The organism is Streptomyces sp. A2-16, from assembly GCF_018128905.1.
Classification (GTDB): domain Bacteria; phylum Actinomycetota; class Actinomycetes; order Streptomycetales; family Streptomycetaceae; genus Streptomyces.
In genome coordinates this window covers 5026090-5047426 of record NZ_CP063808.1, presented here as the reverse complement: position 1 = coordinate 5047426, position 21337 = coordinate 5026090, and the positions used below count along the sequence as shown (strand labels likewise).

Genomic DNA, 21337 nt, shown 5'->3' with positions numbered 1-21337 from the left:
GCTTCGGCCACCATCACCGGGTGGCTCAGTACGAGGTCGCCAGCCTTTCAGCGTCGGGCGGCCGTCGGCGGCGTGGCGGCGCCGTTCAGGCACTGGTCGAGGAGTGCGTGCATGCGGGGGACGGGGAGGGACGGGTTGGCCGCGGCGCCCTCTGCGGTGCGGAGGTCGGTGAGGAGGGTTTCCAGGCTCTCCGGCGTCAGGGTCGGGTTGGTCGCGGCTGCCCGGCGTACTGCATCGTCGGGGTCTTCCAGCGGGGGTTCGGGCAGAGCGGGGTCGGCCGCGGCCAGGGCGCGTACTTCGGGATCCGGGTGTTCGATGAGGTGAGCCCTGCCGGTACGTGGGAACGCGGGCAGGGTCAGCAGGTGCGGACGGTGGGCCGGGCGGGTGACGAAGACATCCAGGAGGAGGTTCGGCGGAGCCAGCGGGTGGTGGCAGGCCAACCGGATCCTCACCTCCTCGTCGTCGTCCTGCGCGAGGGTCTCGACGAGTTCGGCCGACAGGCCCGGCCAACCTGCCGCGACCCGGCGGAGGACCGGTTCCTCGGACACCGCACAGGTGGCGAACCAGTCCGGCGACAGCTCGGTGGCCGGCTGCGTGATCGGGCAGGTGCAGTCGGGCCCGTGATCGACGACCTTTTGGACCTCCTGGAATTCGGCCCAGGTGGAAATGGAGGGCTGGAGGCGGGCTCGCATCCGCACATCTTCGTCCGGATCATGCTTCAGCTCCGCCGCCTCCGGTCCCAGATCGGGTCGGGTGGCGACCAGCCTGCGGATCTCTGCATCGGGGTGGCGGGCGAGCCGGGCGAGGGCGTCGGCCGGTGTATGGCGGTTCCGGGCCAGCGGGTGCACCTCGTCGGCCGCGAAGCACTGTTCGACGACCGCGGGTGACAGGGCGCAGGTGCTGAGCACGAAGACCGCATAGCGTGTTCCGATGGGCGGCAGCTCGGCCTCCACCGCCTCCGGGTCCAGCTGTCGGTTGCCCCTCCTGGCTGCTTCGCGTACGGCGGGATCGGGGTCGTCGAGCAGGGCACTGCGCTGCGCAGTGGTGAGCGACTGCCACTGGAAGGCGGCGCACAGGCGGAGTGTGGGGTGGTCGTGACCGGCCATGTCGCGCGGGAAGGATGGAGGGACCTGCCGGGAGGACCAGAGCTCCCCAACGATTTCCTTCTCGGTGAGCCTGCCGTCCTCGCCTCCTTCCTGGGCGGTGAGGAAGGTGACGAGGATGTCGTCCGGCAGTGGCCGGACCCATCGGGGCTGGAGCCGTGTGCCGCCCGCGAGAGACGCACGGACAAGTCCCGAAGGGTCCGCTGCCAAGGGAGCGAGTCGTGCGGGGTCGACGTGCAGGTTGCGGGCGAGGGCGCGGCGGATCCGCTCGACCGAGTGGCGGAGGGCCGCGTCGATGACGGCCTCGGGCAGGTCGCGGCTCTCGCACATCAGCAAGCCGGCCTCCCCGGCCGCTTCGTCCAGAAGACGTATCAGTACGTCGGCGGGCGCCGCCGCGTTGAAGGCGATGCCGCGCAGCCACAGTTCACGCAGAGAGTCGGACACCACGTCATCCTGCCACCTCGTCTCCTGAACCCGGGATGCCCGACGGCGCCCTCGTCGGCGCTGACTGCCCGTCCACGAGCGGGCCCGAGTCGCCTACCTCGCCCTGCAGAACGCGCTCCTCATCGCGGACGAACCAGGGGCCGCCTCGCACATCGTTGGCCACTCGGGCCGGGACGGCGCCCCTCTCCCCGAAAGAACGAGCCGAGGCCGTCCACTCTCCTCAGCCGGACGCGATGCCGGAGCAGTTGGAGGACCGCACGACCGACTCGGCGACGTGGATGCACACCCCGAACAACCTCGACCGGTTTGCTGCCATCGCCAGGGCAGTTGAAGGCCGCCGGCGTGGCATCGCAGACCGGCCGCAGCCGGGCCACGATCGTTGTTCGTCCTCGTCACGGCCTGGCCGTGCCCGCAAACACCGAGGGTGTGCCTGGTAAGCCGATGTCGGCAGTCGGCAGTCGGCAGGCTGGTGGGGTGCGGCGGCGCTGGTTGGAGAGCCGCGCGGGGGTCGGCCGCGCGCTACTTGCCCAGCACACGGTCCGCGTTGGTCACCTGGGTGCGGATGTCCCGTTTGATCGCGGCGAGTTCCCGTGTCTTCTCGCTCATCGCCCGCCGCTGGTAGGCCGCGTCGACGGAGGACCAGATCCCGATCACGTTCGTCCTGCGCTTGCATTCCACGTCCTTGCCGGCCACGGCGATCTCGGCCCTGGTGGCCGTCGGGCCCGTGAACTCGGCACCCTTGCCGGGTGCCTGGGTCGGATCCGCGTACGCGTAGCCGTACTGGCGCATGCAGTGGGACCAGGCGCGAAAGACCCGCACCACCCGCGGATCCTTCTGCGAGTCGCGGTAACTGCCGATATTGATCCTGCCGACGAGTTCCCGGTTGCCGATCTTCTCCGGGTCGCCCGACAGGGCCTTCGTGGCCTCCCCCTGGCATCCACCCACCGGAACGGGGCGTCCGCGCTCGTCCTGCGCAGCCCGTGTGCCGTCCTCATGGAGGCCCGTCAGGACCAGCAACTCCTTCGGCCCTGGGTTCGGCTCCGGACTCTTCTCCTTGGTCCTGCTCGGCATCATGCCAGGAGCGGGGTGGTAGCCGTAGCGGACGGCGAGTCGGGGGTCCGTAAGTCCGTACCGGTGTGCAGTGTTGGCCGGATTCAGTGTGCCGGTGTCCGGTGCGGATTCCGCGGGGACGGGCCAGCGTAGGTCGAAACGCTCCATGCAGGACGCGGTGAGCACGGCCCGCGCCCGGAACAGGCGCCCCACCTGACGGTCGGTGAACAGATAGGGCTCGATGGGCAGGACCAGCGATCCGACGTCGAGCCTCGTCGGCACGCCGGCCACCGGGGGCAGCCCCGATGTCTTCGGCCGCGGCTCCACGGCCTGACCTTCCGCGCAGCCCGCGACGACGGCGGACAGGACGACCAAAGCCCCGATCCGCCCTGCCAGCTGTGTGGTGAGCGCCCGCATGTCGTGTCCCCCTTGTGTGCGCGGCCGTACGAAGGGCCCGTCCGTGTGCGCGGCCGTACGAAGGGCCCGTCCGCGTTCGTCGCGAACGGGCCCGAGCCGGTGTCAGCCGACGTACCACCAGCTCAACGAGGCGTTGTTGTTCCGCACACCGTTGTTGAGCTGCCGGGCGTTGCCGGGGTAGAAGTCGTCGTACGGAGCGCTGCCGCTCGCGTTCTGGTTCTCGTTGTAGTAGATCCGCGCGGCGTGGGTCGCGTCGTTGTTCCAGGCGCGGTTGACGTTGTTCTTGACACGCTGGCCGTGACCTTCGCCGCCCGCCGCGAAGGTATGGCCGGCGAAGTCGTCCACCCAGCCGTAGTACTTGCTCCATGAGCTGTTGGCGGACGCGCTGTAGTAGAGGTAGATGTTCCCGTCCCAGGCGGCGCGCTTGGCCTGGGTGGGCGCTGACGACGCGGCCTGGGCGGACGCCGGGGCGGTGGCCAGGGCGGTGGTCCCGGCGACGAGAGCTGCCGCGATCGCGAACGAACCGACCATTCGACGTGCAGATGTCACGTGTGTCCTCCGTTTGTCTACGGGTGGCGGCGGAAGCCGTCGGCAGCCTCTGTCGCCGTACCCCCGTGGTGACTGGCTCTGAAAGTAGGCAGGGGCCGACAGGTCGGGGGAGTACTTTCGGTCCTCGCCGAAAGACCGGGGCTGGCGAATTCGGAGCTATCGCGCTCTGCGTTCATGGGGGAGAGTGAGACGCCTGGGGTAGCAGCCTTTCGGGGGGAAGCTGATGCTGCGTATCCATTTCGGTGCGGAGGACCTCGGTCGGATTCGCCTGGCCACTGGACCGGATCCCGCCTGGGAGGCTCTGCTCAGCCTTCATGTTCTCGGCGTTTCCGGCGCCGATGCCGAACTGCAGCCCTGGACCACCCGAGTCCGGACGACGTTGAACGTGGCTTCCCGTCCGCTGCTTCATCTTGCTCCGGCCCGTGGGTATTCGCCCGACTTCCTGACGCCCGCCGAAGGGGCGACGGACCCGGACGCCGCCGTCGACATGATTCTGTCCACGTCCCGGGCCCGCCTGCGGGCGGACATGGCGCTGCTCGGCGGAGAGCGCAAACTGCCGCCTTGGGCGACCGCGCTGGCCTCGGGCGTCCCTGCGGCCAGGCGGGGCCTGGGCAGGGCCCTTCGCCACTACCACCGGCAGGCGCTGCATCCGTACTGGACGCAGATCAGCGCCTCGGTGAACGCCGAACGGGCCCTGCGCGCCAAGGCATTCCTGGCCGGCGGGACAGACCGGCTGCTGAGCGGTCTGCACCCCGCCGCGCGCTGGCGGCCACCGGTTCTCGAGATCGCCTATCCCCGGGACGGGGACCTGCACCTCCAGGGGCGTGGGCTGCGGCTCGTGCCCTCGTATTTCTGCCGGGACCAGCCCATCACGCTGCGGGATGGCTCCCTCGCACCGGTGCTGGTGTATCCGGTGAGCCGGGGTGTCGGCGTCCTGCGGCCCCACAATGTCGCGGGGAGGGCCGGTGCGCTCGACCGGCTCCTCGGCCGCACCCGGGCGGCGACCCTCCTGGCGATCGCGGAGGGGGAGACGGTCACCGGCGGCGAGACGGCGCGGCGCCTGGGTATCTCGCCCGCGTCGGTGAGCGAGCACGCGACGGTGCTGCGTGACGCTGGCCTGATCCAGAGCTTGCGCGTGCGCAACACCATGCGCCATACCGTCACGCCGCTCGGCGCGGAGCTTCTCGGCCGCACGGCGCCGCCAGCGGTGGCCGAGCACAGCGCCAGGATCATCGTGGCCGACGGCTATCCGGTGCGCGGCGGCGTGAAGGCGGGCACCACCGCGCGCGACACCGGGTGACGGGCGCGGTCGTGGCACACGCCGACGTGAGTGGTGGTGGCGGCCGCGGACGACGGCGGACGACAGCGGACGACGGACGACAGCGCCCGGCGTGGCGCCGCGGGGCAATGCACTGGTGGTTTTCGTCCGCGCCGGGCCCTTGGGGGTGTGGGTTGTCGAAGGCAACGACGTGGGTTGGTGGACGATCTGCCACCGGTCACCCGCGGCACGGCATCCGGTGGTCACCCGGGCCACGGTGTCCAGCGACTCGCCGGTGATCAGCGTCGCGCGCATCCGCACCGGCGAGTGACGGAAGGCGACGCTCTCGGCGCCCCTGGGCCCGGAAGGCGAGCGCCCGATCGACCGGCCCGGTCAGCGTCGAGAACCACATCTCCTCGGCCTTGCGGAGCGCGAGGCCACTGTGCTGGTCGCAATGATCAACGAATGAATATGAGTGGTTGTGGCGTACCCATGATCGCTAGCCTCACCGGCTATGAAGCAGCGGCAGCAGAAGAAGCTCTCCCACCGCCTATTCGAGGCAATCCTGTCAGGTGACGCCAGGAGCGCGAAGACCCTGCTCCGCAGTGGAGCAAGTCCGGAGAGAAGGAACGCTGACGGCACAAATCCTCTGTACCTGGCATCGGTGCAGGGAGAGGCCGAGGTGGCCCGCTTGCTCATGGAGGCCGGGGCTTCCCCTGACACTGAAAGCAGCGGTCCCGGCTCGGAGGGCACACCGCTGTGCGCAGCTGCGTGCTGGGGACACACCGCAACGGTCCGGGAACTGTTGACGCATGGCGCCGATCCCACCCTCTGCGAAGACGACGGCGCAGGCTGGTCCCCGCTGGACTGGGCGGACAATGGCCCCCACCCCGACACTGCCGAAATCCTCAGGGCAGCAGGAGCGCACCCAACAACGAAGGCTCACCCAGCTCCGTAGCCAGGAGAATCTCACTACTCACTTCGCAACCTGCGCTACGCGGCTCGCGGGTGGAGTCCGTATTCGGCTAGCCACTTGAGCAGTTCGCGGCGCGATGCCTGGACGAGGTGCCCTCCCGTGAAGCGAGTGTCCTCGGTGACCTCTGCGATGCAGTCGGGTGGGGGAACGAAGGACTGTGCCTCGTCATCTGTAGTGAACTCGGCCTCTGCCAGTACCAGGCCCTGCAAGTGGCCGTCGAAGACGTCAACACCCAAGGGAGGAACGCTGAAACGGGTCTTCGACAGCAACGCCGCAGGAAGTGCGGCGAGCACGTCGTACTCAGCTGGAGACAAGTACGTATTCGTGATCAGACCTTGGACGGCGCCGGGCTGTGAGATAGGGACTTTCTGAGTGAGCTTGAGCTCACAGCGGCCATCCGACAAGTCGGCCCGACGCAGCCGCAAGCGCGTTCCTTTCACATACCGGTCGTTGATCGCACGACTGACCGTCACCGCCGACGGTGCTGGTGGCTCGGCCAGCAGGAACCGCCTCTCCCGTTCGACGCGAGCGTACTTGCCTGGGTGAACCGATTGGCCTTCAACCCCGCCTCTCTTATCCATCATGAGGACAGCCTCTCAGCCGCGATGGCGAGGAGATTCAAGATCAACAGCGGGTTCGTCGTGGTGAGTGGTGTCGGCTTCCTGGTCCGCAGGAGCGTCAAGGTTAGGTCGATACCCTCAATCTCCGCGAGCCACTGTTGCTCCTCTACGCGCTTTCTCCGCATGACCAGGTCTTTTCCCAGTTCGGCAGGGTTTTGCCAGGGCGGCGCCGAATCTGGTGCCGCAGCCGTCGGAATTGTCCAAGACGGCGACCTTCCAGCCGCGGGTCGACCGCGACTGTTCGATCACCGTCACGATGTGCTCCTACTCCGTCCCGGTCCGGTTCATCGACGGCAGGCTCACCATGCACCTGACCAGCGACATGCTGGTCGCGTTCGAGAGTCGCCGGGAGATCGCCGGCCACATCGGGCTGGCCGACCGGGGGCTGGAGTACTTGGTTTTGGACCGCTACCTCGAGGTGTTGCTGCGCAAGCCCGGCGCCCTGGACCGCTCCGAGGCCCTGCACCAGGCCCGCGCCCAGGGCGCCTGCACCGCCGAGCACGAGGCGTTCTGGGCCCTGGCCAAGCAGCAGCTCGGCGAGAGCGACTGGACGAACTCCCCCCCCGCAGGATCCTCCTCCTGCCTCGCTATCAGCGCTATGCCGACGTGATTGCGGGCCTTCGCGCAGCCATCGCGCTGGGCACCTGCAGCGAGGACGTGGCGGCCTGGCGTCGAGTCACCCGACGTCTGGGCCGCCGACCTCGGTGGAGCGTCACACGGTCGGCTTTTCGACACCTCTAGTGCTGTGACCGCATAGACACCTCATGCATGTAACGCGAAAAGCCAGGGTGGTCGTTGTTCGACTGTACGTCGGTAGTGTTATGGACATGTCCGAGGCGTGGATCGGCTGCAACTCTCGTGATCGGCAGCGATACTGGTGGCGTACCGGCATTCTGACGCTGGCGCTCGTTGGTGTGATGGTGGCGATGGGCTCGACCACGCATGAACCGGGCAAATGGTGGTGGGTCGGTGGCGTAGGGGCTTTCTCCGTAGTCGTGCTCTTGAGCACGATCAACTCGATCTATGGCCAAGTCCTCCTGACCACGACGGGGTTGGAATTCCGCACCTTCGTCAGCAGGCGAGTGGTTCCCCGGAGTGAGGTCGCGCGCATAGAGGTGCGGCAGGGGGTGTCACGGAGCGGAATCTGGTCGGACCTTCGTGTCATCAGGGTCCATGGGCGCTCGCTTACGATTCCGGGGACCCTCATCAATCGGGTGATGGATGCGGAACTTGAGCGGAAGCAGGCTGTCATCCAAGAGCGCTGGTCCCTCGCAATCGGTGCCTAAGTGATCTCATGCTGCGAGAGCCTTGGTTGCTATGGGGAAGGCGACGGCCTCCTCGAAAAGGAGCCATGCTCAAGACCTGTGGATCGAGTTCGGGGAGCACGTGAAAGGTACCTTCCCGAGTGATCGACTGATGGTCATCGAGTAGGCCGGTGTTCGCAGCACCGGTCGGGAAGGCACGCCCGTGCTCAGCGTAGTCAGCGACGACGGCACCACGCCGAACGGCTCCCTGATCGACGACATCTTGCGGGAGGGTGCCCGACGGATGCGCGCGGCGGCCCTGGAAGCCGAAGTCAACGCGTATATAGCCGGGTGGGCCGACAAGCGGGACGAGGCCGGCCGACGGTTCGTGGTCCGCAACGGCTACCACCAGCCCCGCAAGGTCACCACCGCGGCCGGGGTGGTCGAGGTCAAGGCCCCGCGCGTGAACGACAAGCGCGTCGACGCCGGGACCGGTGAGCTCAAGCGGTTCTCCTCGGCGATGCTGCCGCCGTGGTGCCGCAAGTCCCCGAAGATCAGTGAGGCGCTGCTGCTCTACCTGCATGGCCTGTCGTCGGGGGACTTCGTTCCGGCGCTGGAGCAGTTCCTGGGCAGTTCGGCCGGCCTCTCGCCCGCGACGGTCACCCGCCTGACCCAGCAGTGGCAGGTCGACCACGCCGCGTTCATGGACCGCAACCTGCCGGAGGTCGATTATATGTACGTGTGGGGCGACATGTACGTGTGGGGCGACGGCATCCACCTCAACGTCCGCCTGGAAGAGGCCAAAGCCTGCGTGCTCGTCCTGGTCGGCGTGCGCGCCGACGACTCGAAGGAGCTGGTCGCGCTCAAGTATGGCTATCGCGAGTCCGTTGAGTCCTGGGCCGACTTGATGCGCGACTGCGCCCGCCGGGGCATGCGAGCTCTCGTGCTCGCCGTCAGTGACGGCGCACTGGGCCTCTGGAAGGCTTTGGCCGAGGTGTTCCCCGCCACCCGCGAGCAGAGGTGCTGGGTTCACAAAACCGCCAAGGTCCTCGACTCCATGCCGAAGTCCGCGCAGCTTTGGGCGAAGAAGGCCATCCAGGACATCTTCAACGTCGAAGGCCGCGACCACGCGGTGCAGGCGAGCAAGTCGTTCTCGCAGCTCTGCAGGGCGAAGGTCTCCAAAGCCGTCAAGAAGATCACCGACGACCACGAGCAGTTGCTGGCGTTTTTCGGCTTTCCGGCCGAACGCTGGATCCACCTGCGGACCACTAACCCGATCGAGTCGACGTTTGCAACCGTCCGGCTGCGGACCAAGGTCACCCACGGCGCTGGCTCCCGCACCGCCGCCTTGGCCATGGTTTTCAAGCTCGTCGAGTCCGCCCAGGCCCGCTGGCGAGCGCTGAACGCGCCCCACCCTGTCGCCATCGTCCGTGCCGGAGCCCGCTTCGAAGGTGGTCAGCTCGTCGAGCGTCCCGAGGTGGTCGCAGCATGAGCCAGCCAACGCACGGCACGCTGCATCATGTCGAGCTGTGGGTGCCGGACCTCCACCGCGCGATCGCCTCGCTCGGCTGGCTGCTGGAGGCGCTGGGTTACGCCCTCTTTCAAAGCTGGGACGGCGGCCGCAGCTGGCGGCTCGGGCCGACCTACCTGGTCATCGAGCAGTCCCCGGACCTGACCTCCGAACAGCACGACCGCCGCCGCCCGGGACTGAACCACCTGGCCTTCCACATCGAAGACGCCGCCACGGTCGAGAAGCTGACAGCCGACGCCGCCCGACACGGTTGGCACCTGATGTTCCCCGAGCGGCACCCATACGCCGGCGGTGGACAGCACTACGCCGCCTACCTGGAGAACGACGACGCTTTCGAAGTCGAGCTCGTCGCGATCAAGTCATCCGACCGAAACTGAGATCAGCAGGTTCACAGGTCTTGACGGTTACTCCTCGAAAAGCTGTTCGTGCCGGAGGCGCTGGAAGAGCTGGCCAGCATGCGGTTGAAGAAGTTCCTCTGTGCAGCAGCGTGCCAGTCTCCGTGGCCGTCGCGGCGCCTGCGGTAGCGGGCCTTGCCGCTCGGTGTTTCGTGCTGGTCACGAGCTCATAGCGGCCACCCAGCGACCTGATCCCAGGACTCAGCACGCGAGTTTCATGACCCGTCATGGCAGGACCTCTTCTCGGTACGCGTCGTTGTTGTCCCTGGCGAGTTCAGCGTGTGAGGGCACCGTGACACGTGGCCACGGGTGCGGCCATGTTTTCGATACCTCTCGAAGCGTTGCCCCGATCTTGGTTGGCAGACCGAACGCCAACGGGGCGGCGAGCGTGATGGACGCGGCGGCCGTCAGGGTGTGCTCGTAGCGCAGATCACCCAAGAACCCGTCATCGGGGCGCATGGACCAGGGTCAGTGATCCTAGGTCGCGGCTCAACTCACTCGCCGAGGTCGCAGGTGCGCGAGTGGAGTGCGCAGTTCGCGCCGACAGGCGGTTTGATCCGCTGCCCAGGTACCGGCACTGGACCGCGCTTCCGCCTTGTTGGCGACGTCGGTGAAGGCCTTGGCGATGTAGGCAGCGCCACCTCCGGCGACGGCCCTGTTGCTGCGGATGACGACCCCGGCCTTGCGCTTGGAAACCGATCGGTTTACCTTATTGGAAACCGGTCGGTTTCTCGATGAAGCCAAGGGCTGGTCCGTGGTCGCGCCCCCTTCGGGCGGCCCTGTCCGAATCACCCGTCGGCAGCAGTTCACACAGAGGGAAGCCAGCGAGATGCCCAGCTCAGAGTCACGTTCCACGATTCACATCCCGGGAACCACCAGCCACACCATCGCCCCGCGCGCAGGACACCGCAGCGATGAGGGGACTCTGCGTTACCTCAGAGCGGGCACCGGCGCTCCCGTGGTCCTGCTGCACACCGTGCGCACTCAGGCCGAACACTTCCGCTCCCTCATCCCGCTGATCGCGGACAACTACACCGTGTACGCCCTCGACCTGCCAGGGATGGGCTACTCGGAGATCGTGCCCGGTGCGTCGTACGACGAGCCGGCCATGCGCGCGGGCGTCGAGCGGCTCCTGACCGAACTCGACCTCCACGACGTGACGTTGGTCGGGGAGTCCATGGGGGCGGTGCTCGCCCTGACCGCCGCGGCCGACCTGCCCGAGCGGGTCAGGCGTGTCGTCGCGGTGAACACGTACGACTTCCCCGGCGGTATCGCCCGGTCCAGTCTTCTCGCCCGTGTGGTGGTCGGCGGTGTCCTCACTCCGGGGGTGGGCCCGGTGGTCGCCGGCGTGGAGCCCAAGCCCGCCGTCCGCCGGATCCTGCAGGGCGGGCTGGTCGACAGGACCGCGCTGCAGGAGGACTACCTCGACGAACTCCTCCAGGTGGGCCGCCGCCCCGGCTACCCGGGCGTCGCCAGGGCCGTCTACCAGAGCCTGCCCAGCCTCATCGCCGCCCGCTCGCGCTACCCCGAGGTCAAGGCACCCGTCCACCTCGTCTACGGGGAGAAGGACTGGTCGCGGCCTTCGGACCGGCGGGCCAATAAGGAGTTGCTTCCGGCTGCCGATTTCACACAGGTGCCGGGAGCGGGCCACTTCATCGCCCTGGAACGCCCCGATCTGCTGGCCGACCTGCTGAACGCGGTGGCGTGACCGGCCCTGGAGCGCCGTAGTCGACCCAGTTCTGGGGGAGTGCGGGACGGGGCCACGTTTGACCATGCGCCTGACGGCGTTGTGGCAGGCGCGACGGGGCGGAAGGCGGCAGGCATCCTGCGGCGGAGGCGATGACCTCCTACAGGCGTCTGCCCCTCGCCTAACGCCGTGGTGAGGATTCCTCGGTCAGTAGACCGACCAGGTTCCGCTCGGCCTGCCTGCGATGACGCGGCCGGATCCGGAGGTGGTGGCTAGTCGGTCGATACGGCACCGCGGTCCTGGGCCAAGGGAACGTCAGTGACCCGCCTGCTCGACCTGATGCCAAAGTTGGCCACTGAACTCGCTGCCATGGAGCCAAGTTGACCGGCATGGAGCCTCTGCTCGTCGAGCAACGCGGCACCGTCCGGATGGCTGCTGCTCAATTGCCCCGGGCAGCGCAACGCTCTCGAGCGGGGGCGGCGGACGGGCAGCCGTCCTCGACGTCCCTGTGCGGCGCTTGGTGTGTCCCGCGCGCGGCTGCCGGCAGCCCTTACATGAGCAGATGCCCGGAGTGTTTGAGCGTCACCAGCGACGTACGGCCCGACTGACCGGGTAAGTCAAGGCTGTGGTGGGGGAGTTGGCGGGCCGGGCGGGATCTCATGCCGGCGATGCTCGCGGCGGGCCAGCTCGCCCCACGGCCCTGCGCATCCCCTTGCCCGCCGGGCGAGCGCCCGCATGATCGGCGTCGACGACTTCGCCCTGCGCCGACGGCACCGCTGTGGCCGTGACGCGTCCGTCGGATCCCTGGCGTGCGCGAGGAAGCGCTCGACGCGGGCGCGGCAGCGAGTCAGCGACGCCCAGCTTCTCGAACAGCTCGCGCAGCGGGTACGGCTGGACTTTGGGGGCGACTCCGGACGGGTGCAGCGCCGTCCCGAACTCGAGGCTGTCTCGTCGAGGGGAGGTGGCGTAGCCGCCGGGGCAGTTGTAGCGCTCCGCCAGGAGGGTGCACGGTCCCCGCGTTGGAAGGTGGTGGCGGTCTGCCCGGCGTTGCCCTGCGCAGCGATGGCCACCACGTTGAAGTCCGTCGTCGTGGCTACTGTTCGGCTGCCTCTCGGGCTATCTGCTCGAACTGGGCGCCCATGGCCTCGCTGAGCGCTTGGGCGGCGGAGAGGGGGCGCACCATCACCGTGAAATCGTCGATCTTCCCGTCGTCGTCGAAGTGCAGGAAGTCGCATCCCTGGATCTGCTTGCCGGCAACGGTGGCGGTGAACACGAAGGCGTGATCGCGGCCGTCGGGATTGGCGATCTCGCGGATGTAGGTGAAGTCCTCGAAGACCCGGAGCACGCCGCGCAGGATCGCCGCGGTGATCGCCTTGCCCGGGTACGGCTTGAAGGCGACGGGGCTGGTGAAGACGACGTCGTCGGCCAGCAGAGAGGCAACGGCGTCCAGGTCGCCGTTCTCGACGGCCTTGCGGAAGGGGTGCATGAGCCCACCTCGGATATTAATAAAAGTGAATAGGTGTGATGAAGAGTAGATGGCCTGCTTGGGCTTGTCCACAGGGATGGAGCGTCCCTTAGTCAAGTTGTTGACTAATCTGCTAGCGTGCTTCCATGGCATTGCGGAACGCGGTCATGGCCGCGCTGTTGGAGGGCGAGGCGTCCGGGTACGACCTCGCGAAGGCGTTTGACGCGACGGTCGCCAACTTCTGGATGTCGACGCCTCAGCAGCTCTACCGTGAGCTGGATCGCATGGAGGCCGAAGGGCTCGTCACGGCCCGCGTCGTCGAGCAGGAGCGCCGCCCCAACAAGCGACTGTTCTCCTTGACGGAGGCTGGGCGGAAGGCCGTCCGCGCCTACACCGCCGAACCCTTGGGCAAACCAGCGGTGATCCGGGACGAGTTGCTTGTCAAGGTGCAGTGCCTGGACGCGGGAGACATGGAAGCGGTCCGGACCGCCATCACCGAGCGCATGGAGTGGGCCACCGCCAAGCTGGCCCGCTATGAGCGGCTCCGGCAGCGCCTGCTCGACGGGCGCTCTGAGGAGGCGTACTTCGCCGAGGCCGAGCGCATCGGCCCGTATCTCACCCTGCTGCGCGGTATGTCGTTCGAACGGGAGAACCTCGAGTGGGGGGACATGGCGCTGCGCAGGCTCGAACAGCGTACGGCCGCGCTCCGTGCCGACGGCTGACAGCGGTGAACCCACCCACACTGTTCATCAACAAAGTTAGTAACTGGCATTCGTGAGCAGTCCGGGGTCGTCGGTCTGTGTCCGAACGAGGACCGGCTGCGGTTCGTTGGCGGCGGGATTGCGATGCAGTCCCTTGCGGCCGTAGAACCACGTCACGCCGAAGCCGTAGAGGGCGCACGACCGTGAGTCCCAAGCCCTGGACCACCCAGCCTCGGGGCGGTCCGGCGTCGCCCTGGGCGTCGTAGGGGGGGATGGAGCGGACGACGCCGGTGATCTGACGCAAGTTCAGTGCGAGGGGCCGTCTGTTCGTCGCAAGCCGGAGCATCACACCGATGGGGCGGTGTCCCCGGCGGACGCGGCCACCGGAAGCAGCTCCGGCCGCTTGGCCTGGCGGCCGTCCCCGGAGGATCGGCCACGCAGGCGCCGGCCGATCCAAGGGCCGAGGAAGGTGCCGGCCCAGCGCAGTTCGCCACCCACGGTCCTCCAGACGGAGATGTCTGTCGCCTCGGCCGGAAGGGGGAGGGTCCATCTGTCGTCGCTGCCCGGCAGGCCGAGCGCCTGGGCCGCGGCAGCCGCGATGCGCGCGTGTCCCAACGGGCCGGCGTGCAGCCGGTCAGCACTCCACAACCGCGGATCGGTCGCCGCCGCGTGCGCGGCCGTCTCCGCCACCACCACGCCGTGGCGGTCAGCGGCCTCGCGGATGCGCGCGTTGAGTGCGAGAACACGGTGACCGATCGGGCGGGCCAACGGCGTGATACGCCCGACGTCGGGGAACATCAGGGTCGCGACGGTGGCGCCCTGCGCGGTGAGGGCAGCGAACATCGCCTCGACGTGGCCGGCCACCTCGTCGAGGTCGCAGCCCGGGCGCAACACGTCGTTCACTCCAGCCACCACCGTGGCGAGGTCGGGCCGCATCGCGAGAGCCGGAGCCAGTTGCTCGGCGCGTACCTGACCAGCCTTACGGCCGCGTACTGCGAGGTTGGCGTAGAGCAGGCCGGGGCTGTGGCGGGCGACCTGCTCGGCGAGCCGGTCCGCCCAGCCCCGAAGACCATGGACGTCGTCGCCGTCCCCGAGCCCCTCGGTGTGACTGTCGCCCAGGGCGACATAGCGCAGATACCCACTGCTCGACACGGGGCCGACCGCCTCTCGTCAACGCTGCTGATGCAAGTGGCACACGGCCATCGCTGAACAACTAGTCACCTAGTCGCATTGTTGAGTACGAAGATAGCTGTGAGCTCACCCTCCTGCAAAGTGACGCCGCTCAGGCAGGACCTGAGGCCATCGAGAGAGGTCCACCGCCGCAGTCCACCGCCTTGGTCGCGCGCCGACTCGCCGCCCACTGCCTCTTCAGGGCTGAGCACCGACCGCGGTCTGCGCTGGCTCCTGAGCGCCCGGGTCGTCAACGGCATGCACAGCCAGGACGCGGTCGGCTTCACCACCGCCGCCGTTACGCGCCGAGCCGCCCGTACCGGGTCACCTCGCACGGTGGTGTCCACGGAACGGGCGCCAACGCCTACTGGCAGGCCGCGCCGAGGGATTTACTCCGATCCGGAAATCCTGGACAGTCGAGTGAACCTACGGTCGGTTGATGCTCGGCCGTCGCCTTGCCCGTGACCACGAGACCCTGCCGGACCGCTCCGAAGGCATGATCCACCTGGCCGTGACCGACTTGATGGCCCGCCGCCGCCTCACGGGTGAGCCCCCCCATCTCCTGGCGTGACTGGGTAAAGACTTCCACAGTAGATTTCCGGATGAATAACAGCGAAAGGTGACCTCTCAAGAGACCATCTCGATTGGCAATCGGGCTCATGGGCGCAGATGGGCCATGGGCCAGGACTCCGTCGCGTACATGCGCGTGGATAGTCCGGGCGAGCGATGTGACGTCGGTGATGGAGACGGTCCACTCATCGGCGTAAAGGCGTGCGGCTTCGCCGGCGAGGCCGAGCTGGAGCGACCGGTGGCCAAGCGGCTGAAACTGCAGGTCGCGCTCGGGGTCCCATTGCACCCGGGCCGGAGCCCGCTTCAATTGGCGCGTCAGAGGAAGAGAAGTTCGACGTCCTTCGCGACGCAGAGCCGCAGAACGACCGTCAGCTGTTGGGCCGCGTCGATGTGTGCCCGAGGAACATGGGCCTCGTTCTGCCACTGATCCACGATCGCCTCCAGTCGAGGCACGAGCGCGGCGCACTCGGTGGGCGAGAGATCGCCACCGCCGTCATCGGGGTGATCGAGGAGCGCTTCGAGCGAGGTGGAGACATCACTCCAGGGGCGAGCTCCGCCGAAGCCGCACATCTCGGAGAGAGCGAACCCCTCAGCTTTCGCCAGCTGTTGCCGGAAAGCGGCGAAGCCGCTGTAGGACCAACAGATGTCGGGACTGCTGGTGTCTCCGTCTCCCGGGAACAGAGTCAGCCCCACGTCGTTCTCCCCTGGTCGTCAATACGCAAGGATCGGTGGGAAGCAGTGACGCATGCAACTGAGATGATTCAGGGTGGCTGGTGCGATGACGGCGTCTGAGCCGTTTTGGACGGCCCCGTTCACCCCTGAGCCCACGTCAGTTCGGCAAGCTGAGCACGGCGTTGCGGCGCGAGGGGGCGGATCCGGTGCGCAAGGGTCGGCCGTGGAGCCTGCCGCTTGAGGACCGCGTGCTGCTGGTTGCCGCGTACTGGCGGACGGACCTGACCCTGCGCCGGCTGGCGCCGCTGTTCGAGGTGTCCAAGTCCGCGGCCGACCCTACGATCGACCACCTCGGGCCTGTGCTCGCCCTCCGGCAACGCAAGCGGTTCCGCAAGGACTCCGTGCTGGTCGTGGACGGCACCCTGGTCCCCACGCGTGCTCACAGTGTCGCCGAGCAGTCGAAGAATCACCGGTACGCGACCAACCACCAGGTCGTGATCGATGCCGACACCCGACTCGTCGGCACCGTGGGCCGGCCTCTGCCTGGCAATCGCAACGACTGCAAGACATGGGAGCTGTCTCGGGCGGAAGGCGCCGTCGGCCGCACCACGGTCATCGCGGACGGCGGCTACCGGGGCACCGGCCTGGTCATCCGCACCGCCGCGAACGCGGCCAGGGCGAACTCCTGGCCTGGAAGGAGGTGCACGCCTCCCACCGCAAGGTACGCGTCCGCGTCGAGCATGCGTTCGCCCCCATCATGACCTGGAAAATCCTGCGCGACTGCCGCCTCAAGGGCGACAGCGTCCACCACGCCATGGTCGGCATCGCCCGCCTGCACCACCTCGCGCTCGCTGGATGACCAAACATTGAGCCAGGTCAGCAAGCGTGCTCGGTGTGATGGCGACCGATAGTTGGTATCGCCCCGTTTCGACTGCCCGAGACAAGCCCAAGCGCCTGAGGGAGGCCCAGTGGCTCGTTTTGGTTCGGTGACTCACGTCACACCCGACTCCTGTCAGCAATCGGGGCGCTGTCTCGTTCGAAGGGCACGCGAACGAGACAGGAGCAATGCCATGAAGCACCGCATCGTTGTACTCGGTGCCGGATATGCCGGAGCCTTCGCCGCTGGAAACCTGGCCCGTCGGCTCTCCCCCTCGGATATCGAGATCACCGTCGTCAACGCCGTGCCCGACTTCGTTGAGCGGATGCGGCTCCACCAGCTCGCGATCGGCCAGGACCTCGCGTTCCGCAAGCTCGCCGACGTGTTCGAGGGCACCGGTGTGCGGCTGCGCCTGGCGCGCGTCACCGGCGTCGACCCCGAGCGCAAAACCGTTGTCTTGATCGGCGAGGACGGCAATGGCGAGCTCGCGTACGACACGCTTCTCTACGCGCTCGGCAGCTCCGTAGCCCACCACGGCGTCCCTGGCGCGGCCGAGTACGCCTTCGATGTGACCGGCCGGTCCTCGGCGTTGCGTCTGCGTGAGCGCCTGACAGGACTGGGCGAGGGCGGCACCGTTTTGGTCGTCGGTGAGGGGCTGACCGGCATCGAGACCGCCACCGAGTTCGCCGAGTCCCGGCCCGACCTCTCGGTTGCGCTCGCCGCCCGTGGCGAGCTGGGCGCCTGGCTCTCGCCGAAGGCCCGCCGTCACCTGCGCCATGCCTTCGACCGGCTTGGCATCACCGTCCACGAGCACACCCGCATCGAAGCCGTCGAATCGACTCGGGTGATCGCCGCCGACGGTGCGTCCATCCCGGCCGACGTGACCGTGTGGTCGGCCGGGTTCGCTGTGCACCCCATCGCGGCCGCCAGCGGCCTGGAGGTTGCCGAGACCGGCCAGATCGTCGTCGACCGCACCATGCGCTCGGTCTCCCACCCGGACGTCTACGCCGCCGGTGACTGCGCCTACGCGATCGGCGAGAACGGCCGGCCGCTGCCGATGTCCTGCGCCTCGGCCGGCATTACCAACATGCAGGCGACCGCCGCGATCATCGCGCGCCTGACGGGCAGCGAGGTCCCGACCATTGGGCTGAAGTACCACGGGAACCACATCAGCCTCGGGCGACGGGACGCGATCTTCCAGATGGTGGACAAGGACATCCGGTCGAAGCCCTGGTACCTGGGCGGCAAGGCTGCCGCGCGGCTCAAGTCGGGTGTGCTCAGGGCGGCCGGGTGGGGCATCGACCACCCGACCTTCGGCATGCCGAAGCGCAAGCGCCGCCTGGCCACCACGCCTGACCGGGCCGGTGCAAGGGCCGCTGCATAGGCTGCTTAGCATGGACAGCGCATCCATCGATCGGTTCGAGGCCAGCCGGGGCCGGCTGGCCTCGCTCGCGTACCGTCTCCTCGGCTCGGCCGCCGACGCCGAGGACGCCGTGCAGGACACGTTCCTGCGCTGGCAAGCCGCACACCGCGAACGGGTCGAGGTCCCGGAAGCGTGGCTGACCAAGGTCGTCACCAATCTCTGCCTCGACCGGCTCCGCTCGGCGCAGGCGCGCCACGAGCGAGCGATCGGTGCCTGGTTGCCCGAGCCGCTTCTTGAAGGCGACCCCATGCTCGGCCCGGCCGATACCTTCGAGCAGCGCGAATCAGTGTCCCTCGCCGTCCTGACCCTGATGGAGCGACTCTCGCCCGTTGAACGCGCCGTCTACGTCCTGCGTGAGGCCTTCTCGTACAGCCACGCCGAGATCGCCGGAATCCTCGACATCACAGAGTCCGCGAGCCAGCAGCATGTCCACCGGGCCCGGACCCGGGTCGCGGCCGAGCGCCGCCATGGCGGCGAGGCCGACCCCGCGTCCGCGCGCCGGGTCGTCGAGGAATTCCTCGCCGCCGCCACGTCAGGACGTACAGAACGGCTGGTGGCGCTGCTCACCGACGACGTGACGGCGGTCTCGGACGGCTACGGACTGGCCAGGCGGCTGTTGCGGTACAAGACGCGCGAGCGGGTCGCCTCCTACGTGCGGGCAGGCTTCCAGCCCACGTCAGCGAAGCGGCGGCTGGCCGGCGGCTCGCCCGCTATGCATATCGCCGCGGTCAACGGCTCCCCGGCCGTCCTCGCCGTGGTCGACGACCGGGTCGTGGGCGCCGTGGCGTTCGAAGTCACCGACGGCAAAATCGCGTCCCTGCGCGGCATCGCCACGGCAGACCGGCTCGCTCGCCTCAACGAGGTCTGGCGGCAGCGCGAACCCGACGCACCGGTCATCAACGCATGGTGACCGGAGCCACCGGAGTGACCAACTACCAATCGTCACGGAGGGCTGACCAGGGCGGTCACAGCGCCCCTGGCCACCCATCGCTCGAAGTCATGCCCGAAGCCGTTTGCTGGAGAGCCCTTGGGCAGTGTTTACGTCACTACGTGGGGCCGTAGATCCGCTGGCGGGCAGGGGGTGAGTTCTCAGGGTCGTGAAGGGCGCGGCGTGGATAATCTCGTGGAGTCGGTGGTCGATGTCCGCCGGTACGGCGCCAGTCGGTGGATGGGAGGCACGCTGGTGTGCAAGGTGGATCATGAGACCGCGGCGGTGACCGCAACAGCAGCTCTGACTGCGGCCTACCCGTACCTGACGCAAGCGTCTTCTTCCCATCCGGCACTGCAAGGGTGCGAGGACGTGGAGTGGTCGTCCATTCCTGGCTGCCAGGTCGATGTCCCGGCCGTCCTGCGCGGGCTGCTCGATCCCGACGCGGCTGAGATGGCAGAGCGAGCACTGGACTGGCTTGTGATGTCAGGACCGATGTCCATCAGTGCCACGATGGCGGCTGTCGTCCCGTACCTGCTCCGACTGACCGCCGATCCATCGACCCCGCGCCGGAACGAGTTGTTCGGGCTGCTGCTCGTAGCCGCCGCCCTGTCCGCACCGACCGACCCCGACAACGCGTGGGACCTGGCGGTCAGTGGCCCTGAGGAGGACCACCCTGAACGGGCCCTCTGCCGAGCGGCATTCGTTGCCGACGCAGCATGGGTGCGACGTCTGCTGGCCGACGACGAGCTGCTTGCCGACCTTCACCTTGACGACGGCGACCGGGCGTCACTGGTCCAGGCGGCTGGGCTGTGACGCGCTAAGGACCCCGAGGGCGGGCTGACGGCCACTGCTGCCAGACTCCGATGCCCGACGGCGGCCTGCTTCGGCTGTCAGCCTGAAAGTCTCGGGCACGCCCGCATGCGGGACGCTCCGGCCACATCCTGCACGGAAGTTGAGCCAGAGCCAGTTCTTCTCCGTGAGCGGCCTCGGCCTCCGACCAGCGATCAACGTGCGGCGGTCACCCCGCGATGTGCCTGCCGAAGAACTCGGCGACCCTGGCGGCGGCGGGGGTGACGTCTTCCTTCGTGTCGTACAGGTCGCATTGGATGGCGTACGTGACCGGCGCCGTCCTTTTCCCCGTGGTGCGGGCCGGCGGGTCGACAGTTCAGGCGTGTGGGCGCACCCGGTTCACCTCTTGCCGTGCACGGCCCTCCGCCGTGCTCAGCGCCAGCCCAGGGCCGGCGCGATGTGGGTCAGGATGCTCTCGATCACGTGCGCGTTGTAGGCGACTCCGAGCTGGTTCGGCACGGTGAGGAGGAGTGTGTCGGCGGCGGCGACCGCCTCGTCGTCGGCGAGCTGCTTGACCAGCACGTCGGGCTCGGCGGCGTAGGAACGGCCGAAGATCGCGCGGGTGTTGGCGTCGATGTAGCCGATCTGGTCCTTGGAGTTGCCCTCACGGCCGAAGTAGGCGCGGTCACGGTCGTCGACCAGCGCGAAGATGCTGCGGCTGACCGACACCCGCGGTTCGCGGGTGTGCCCCGCCTCCCGCCAGGCCTCACGGTAGGCCTCGATCTGCTTGCGCTGCTGGACGTGCAGCGGTTCGCCGCTCTCGTCGTCCTTGAGGGTCGAACTCTGCAGGTTCATTCCGAGCGTGGCTGCCCACGCGGCGGTGGCGTTCGAGCCGGATCCCCACCAGATACGGTCCCTGAGGCCTTCGGAGTGCGGTTCGATGCGCAGCAGCCCCGGTGGGTTGGAGAACATCGGATTGGGGTTGGGCTGCGCAAATCCCTCGCCCGTGAGCACATCGAGGAGCCGCTCGGTGTGGGCGCGCCCCATGTCGGCGTCAGTGGCCCCTTCGGCCGGCAGATGCCCGAAGTGGCGCCAGCCGTCGATGACCTGCTCCGGGGATCCCCGGCTGAGGCCGAGCTGCAGTCGGCCACCGGAGATCAGATCCGCGGCTCCGGCGTCCTCGGCCATGTACAGCGGGTTCTCGTAGCGCATGTCGATCACGCCGGTGCCGATCTCGATCCGGCTGGTACGTGCGCCGATGGCGGCGAGCAGCGGGAACGGCGAGGCGTGCTGCCGTGCGAAGTGATGGACGCGGAAGTAGGCGCCGTCGGCGCCCAGCTCCTCCGCGGCGACAGCGAGGTCGATCGCCTGGAGAAGGGAATCCGCTGCCGAGCGCGTCTGCGAGTGAGGCGACGGCGTCCAGTGTCCGAAAGACAGAAACCCGATCTTTTTCATACCACTTTCA

At 68.1% G+C, this 21337-nt stretch carries 19 protein-coding genes and 4 pseudogenes; 14 read left to right on the top strand and 9 right to left on the bottom strand.

Annotation, left to right across the window (positions count from 1 at the left end):
* Positions 1 to 47 precede the first annotated feature (47 nt).
* The 3 genes from IOD14_RS22590 to IOD14_RS22580 form a co-directional block, all read right to left on the bottom strand.
* Positions 48 to 1547 (bottom strand): hypothetical protein, encoded by a 1500-nt coding sequence (locus IOD14_RS22590; protein ID WP_212671335.1) that lies wholly within the window; start codon positions 1545 to 1547, stop codon positions 48 to 50.
* A gap of 519 nt (positions 1548 to 2066) precedes the next feature.
* Entirely contained in the window at positions 2067 to 3014 is a 948-nt protein-coding gene (locus tag IOD14_RS22585; RefSeq protein ID WP_212671334.1) for a hypothetical protein, read from the bottom strand.
* A gap of 102 nt (positions 3015 to 3116) precedes the next feature.
* Positions 3117 to 3563: a hypothetical protein gene (locus tag IOD14_RS22580; RefSeq protein ID WP_249126026.1), complete on the bottom strand. Its 447-nt coding sequence runs from the start codon at positions 3561 to 3563 to the stop codon at positions 3117 to 3119.
* Between the two features lie 223 nt (positions 3564 to 3786).
* On the opposite strand from IOD14_RS22580, the gene IOD14_RS22575 reads away from it, so the two are divergent.
* Together IOD14_RS22575 and IOD14_RS22570 are read left to right on the top strand one after the other, a co-directional pair.
* On the top strand, positions 3787 to 4863 hold the full coding sequence (locus tag IOD14_RS22575; RefSeq protein WP_212671333.1) for a winged helix-turn-helix domain-containing protein: 1077 nt from the start codon (positions 3787 to 3789) through the stop codon (positions 4861 to 4863).
* 472 nt (positions 4864 to 5335) lie between these two features.
* On the top strand, positions 5336 to 5779 hold the full coding sequence (locus tag IOD14_RS22570; RefSeq protein ID WP_212671332.1) for an ankyrin repeat domain-containing protein: 444 nt from the start codon (positions 5336 to 5338) through the stop codon (positions 5777 to 5779).
* A gap of 35 nt (positions 5780 to 5814) precedes the next feature.
* Here the strand turns inward: IOD14_RS22570 and IOD14_RS22565 are convergent, their stop codons facing one another.
* Positions 5815 to 6381: a hypothetical protein gene (locus IOD14_RS22565; protein WP_123986630.1), complete on the bottom strand. Its 567-nt coding sequence runs from the start codon at positions 6379 to 6381 to the stop codon at positions 5815 to 5817.
* A gap of 232 nt (positions 6382 to 6613) precedes the next feature.
* On the opposite strand from IOD14_RS22565, the gene IOD14_RS22560 reads away from it, so the two are divergent.
* The 6 genes and pseudogenes from IOD14_RS22560 to IOD14_RS44470 all read left to right on the top strand — a co-directional run.
* On the top strand, positions 6614 to 7027 hold the full coding sequence (locus IOD14_RS22560) for a hypothetical protein (RefSeq protein WP_212671331.1): 414 nt from the start codon (positions 6614 to 6616) through the stop codon (positions 7025 to 7027).
* Positions 7028 to 7244: 217 nt separating this feature from the next.
* Positions 7245 to 7703, top strand: a complete 459-nt coding sequence (locus IOD14_RS22555; protein ID WP_212671330.1) for a hypothetical protein — start codon at positions 7245 to 7247, stop codon at positions 7701 to 7703.
* 181 nt (positions 7704 to 7884) lie between these two features.
* A complete protein-coding gene (locus tag IOD14_RS22550) occupies positions 7885 to 9153 on the top strand; it encodes an IS256 family transposase (protein WP_212671329.1) in 1269 nt (422 codons plus the stop codon).
* Positions 9150 to 9569 (top strand): VOC family protein, encoded by a 420-nt coding sequence (locus IOD14_RS22545; RefSeq protein WP_212671328.1) that lies wholly within the window; start codon positions 9150 to 9152, stop codon positions 9567 to 9569. The genes IOD14_RS22550 and IOD14_RS22545 overlap by 4 nt, the downstream gene beginning before the upstream one ends.
* 847 nt (positions 9570 to 10416) lie before the next feature.
* Positions 10417 to 11295 (top strand): alpha/beta hydrolase, encoded by an 879-nt coding sequence (locus IOD14_RS22540; RefSeq protein ID WP_212671327.1) that lies wholly within the window; start codon positions 10417 to 10419, stop codon positions 11293 to 11295.
* 460 nt (positions 11296 to 11755) lie between these two features.
* Positions 11756 to 12051, top strand: a pseudogene (locus tag IOD14_RS44470) (ISL3 family transposase); the annotation flags it as partial.
* A gap of 316 nt (positions 12052 to 12367) precedes the next feature.
* Here IOD14_RS44470 and IOD14_RS22535 read toward each other — a convergent pair.
* Complete coding sequence (locus IOD14_RS22535) at positions 12368 to 12760, bottom strand: nuclear transport factor 2 family protein (protein ID WP_123986625.1); 393 nt, start codon at positions 12758 to 12760, stop codon at positions 12368 to 12370.
* A gap of 125 nt (positions 12761 to 12885) precedes the next feature.
* Here IOD14_RS22535 and IOD14_RS22530 point away from each other — a divergent pair, with 125 nt between their 5' ends.
* A complete protein-coding gene (locus tag IOD14_RS22530) occupies positions 12886 to 13461 on the top strand; it encodes a PadR family transcriptional regulator (RefSeq protein WP_123986624.1) in 576 nt (191 codons plus the stop codon).
* A 324-nt stretch (positions 13462 to 13785) separates the two neighbouring features.
* Here IOD14_RS22530 and IOD14_RS22525 read toward each other — a convergent pair whose 3' ends face one another.
* Positions 13786 to 14592: an SGNH/GDSL hydrolase family protein gene (locus IOD14_RS22525; protein WP_212671326.1), complete on the bottom strand. Its 807-nt coding sequence runs from the start codon at positions 14590 to 14592 to the stop codon at positions 13786 to 13788.
* 403 nt (positions 14593 to 14995) lie between these two features.
* On the opposite strand from IOD14_RS22525, the pseudogene IOD14_RS22520 reads away from it, so the two are divergent.
* A pseudogene (locus tag IOD14_RS22520) lies at positions 14996 to 15233 on the top strand (hypothetical protein); the annotation flags it as partial.
* Between the two features lie 65 nt (positions 15234 to 15298).
* On the opposite strand, the pseudogene IOD14_RS44465 reads toward IOD14_RS22520, so the two are convergent.
* A pseudogene (locus tag IOD14_RS44465) lies at positions 15299 to 15493 on the bottom strand (DUF4291 family protein); the annotation flags it as partial.
* 2 nt (positions 15494 to 15495) lie between these two features.
* The gene (locus IOD14_RS44460; protein ID WP_123986622.1) at positions 15496 to 15873 is read right to left on the bottom strand and encodes a hypothetical protein; all 378 of its coding nucleotides are present in this window, start codon (positions 15871 to 15873) and stop codon (positions 15496 to 15498) included.
* A 73-nt stretch (positions 15874 to 15946) separates the two neighbouring features.
* On the opposite strand from IOD14_RS44460, the pseudogene IOD14_RS22510 reads away from it, so the two are divergent.
* The 4 genes and pseudogenes from IOD14_RS22510 (at position 15947) to IOD14_RS22495 (ending at position 19896) form a co-directional block, all read left to right on the top strand.
* Positions 15947 to 16711: pseudogene (locus IOD14_RS22510) on the top strand (transposase).
* A 211-nt stretch (positions 16712 to 16922) separates the two neighbouring features.
* On the top strand, positions 16923 to 18113 hold the full coding sequence (locus IOD14_RS22505) for an FAD-dependent oxidoreductase (protein ID WP_212671325.1): 1191 nt from the start codon (positions 16923 to 16925) through the stop codon (positions 18111 to 18113).
* Between the two features lie 10 nt (positions 18114 to 18123).
* Positions 18124 to 19062: a sigma-70 family RNA polymerase sigma factor gene (locus IOD14_RS22500; RefSeq protein WP_212671324.1), complete on the top strand. Its 939-nt coding sequence runs from the start codon at positions 18124 to 18126 to the stop codon at positions 19060 to 19062.
* Between the two features lie 201 nt (positions 19063 to 19263).
* On the top strand, positions 19264 to 19896 hold the full coding sequence (locus IOD14_RS22495; protein ID WP_249126025.1) for a hypothetical protein: 633 nt from the start codon (positions 19264 to 19266) through the stop codon (positions 19894 to 19896).
* 408 nt (positions 19897 to 20304) lie between these two features.
* On the opposite strand, the gene IOD14_RS22490 is transcribed toward IOD14_RS22495, so the two are convergent.
* Positions 20305 to 21327: an LLM class flavin-dependent oxidoreductase gene (locus IOD14_RS22490; protein WP_212671323.1), complete on the bottom strand. Its 1023-nt coding sequence runs from the start codon at positions 21325 to 21327 to the stop codon at positions 20305 to 20307.
* Positions 21328 to 21337 lie beyond the last annotated feature (10 nt).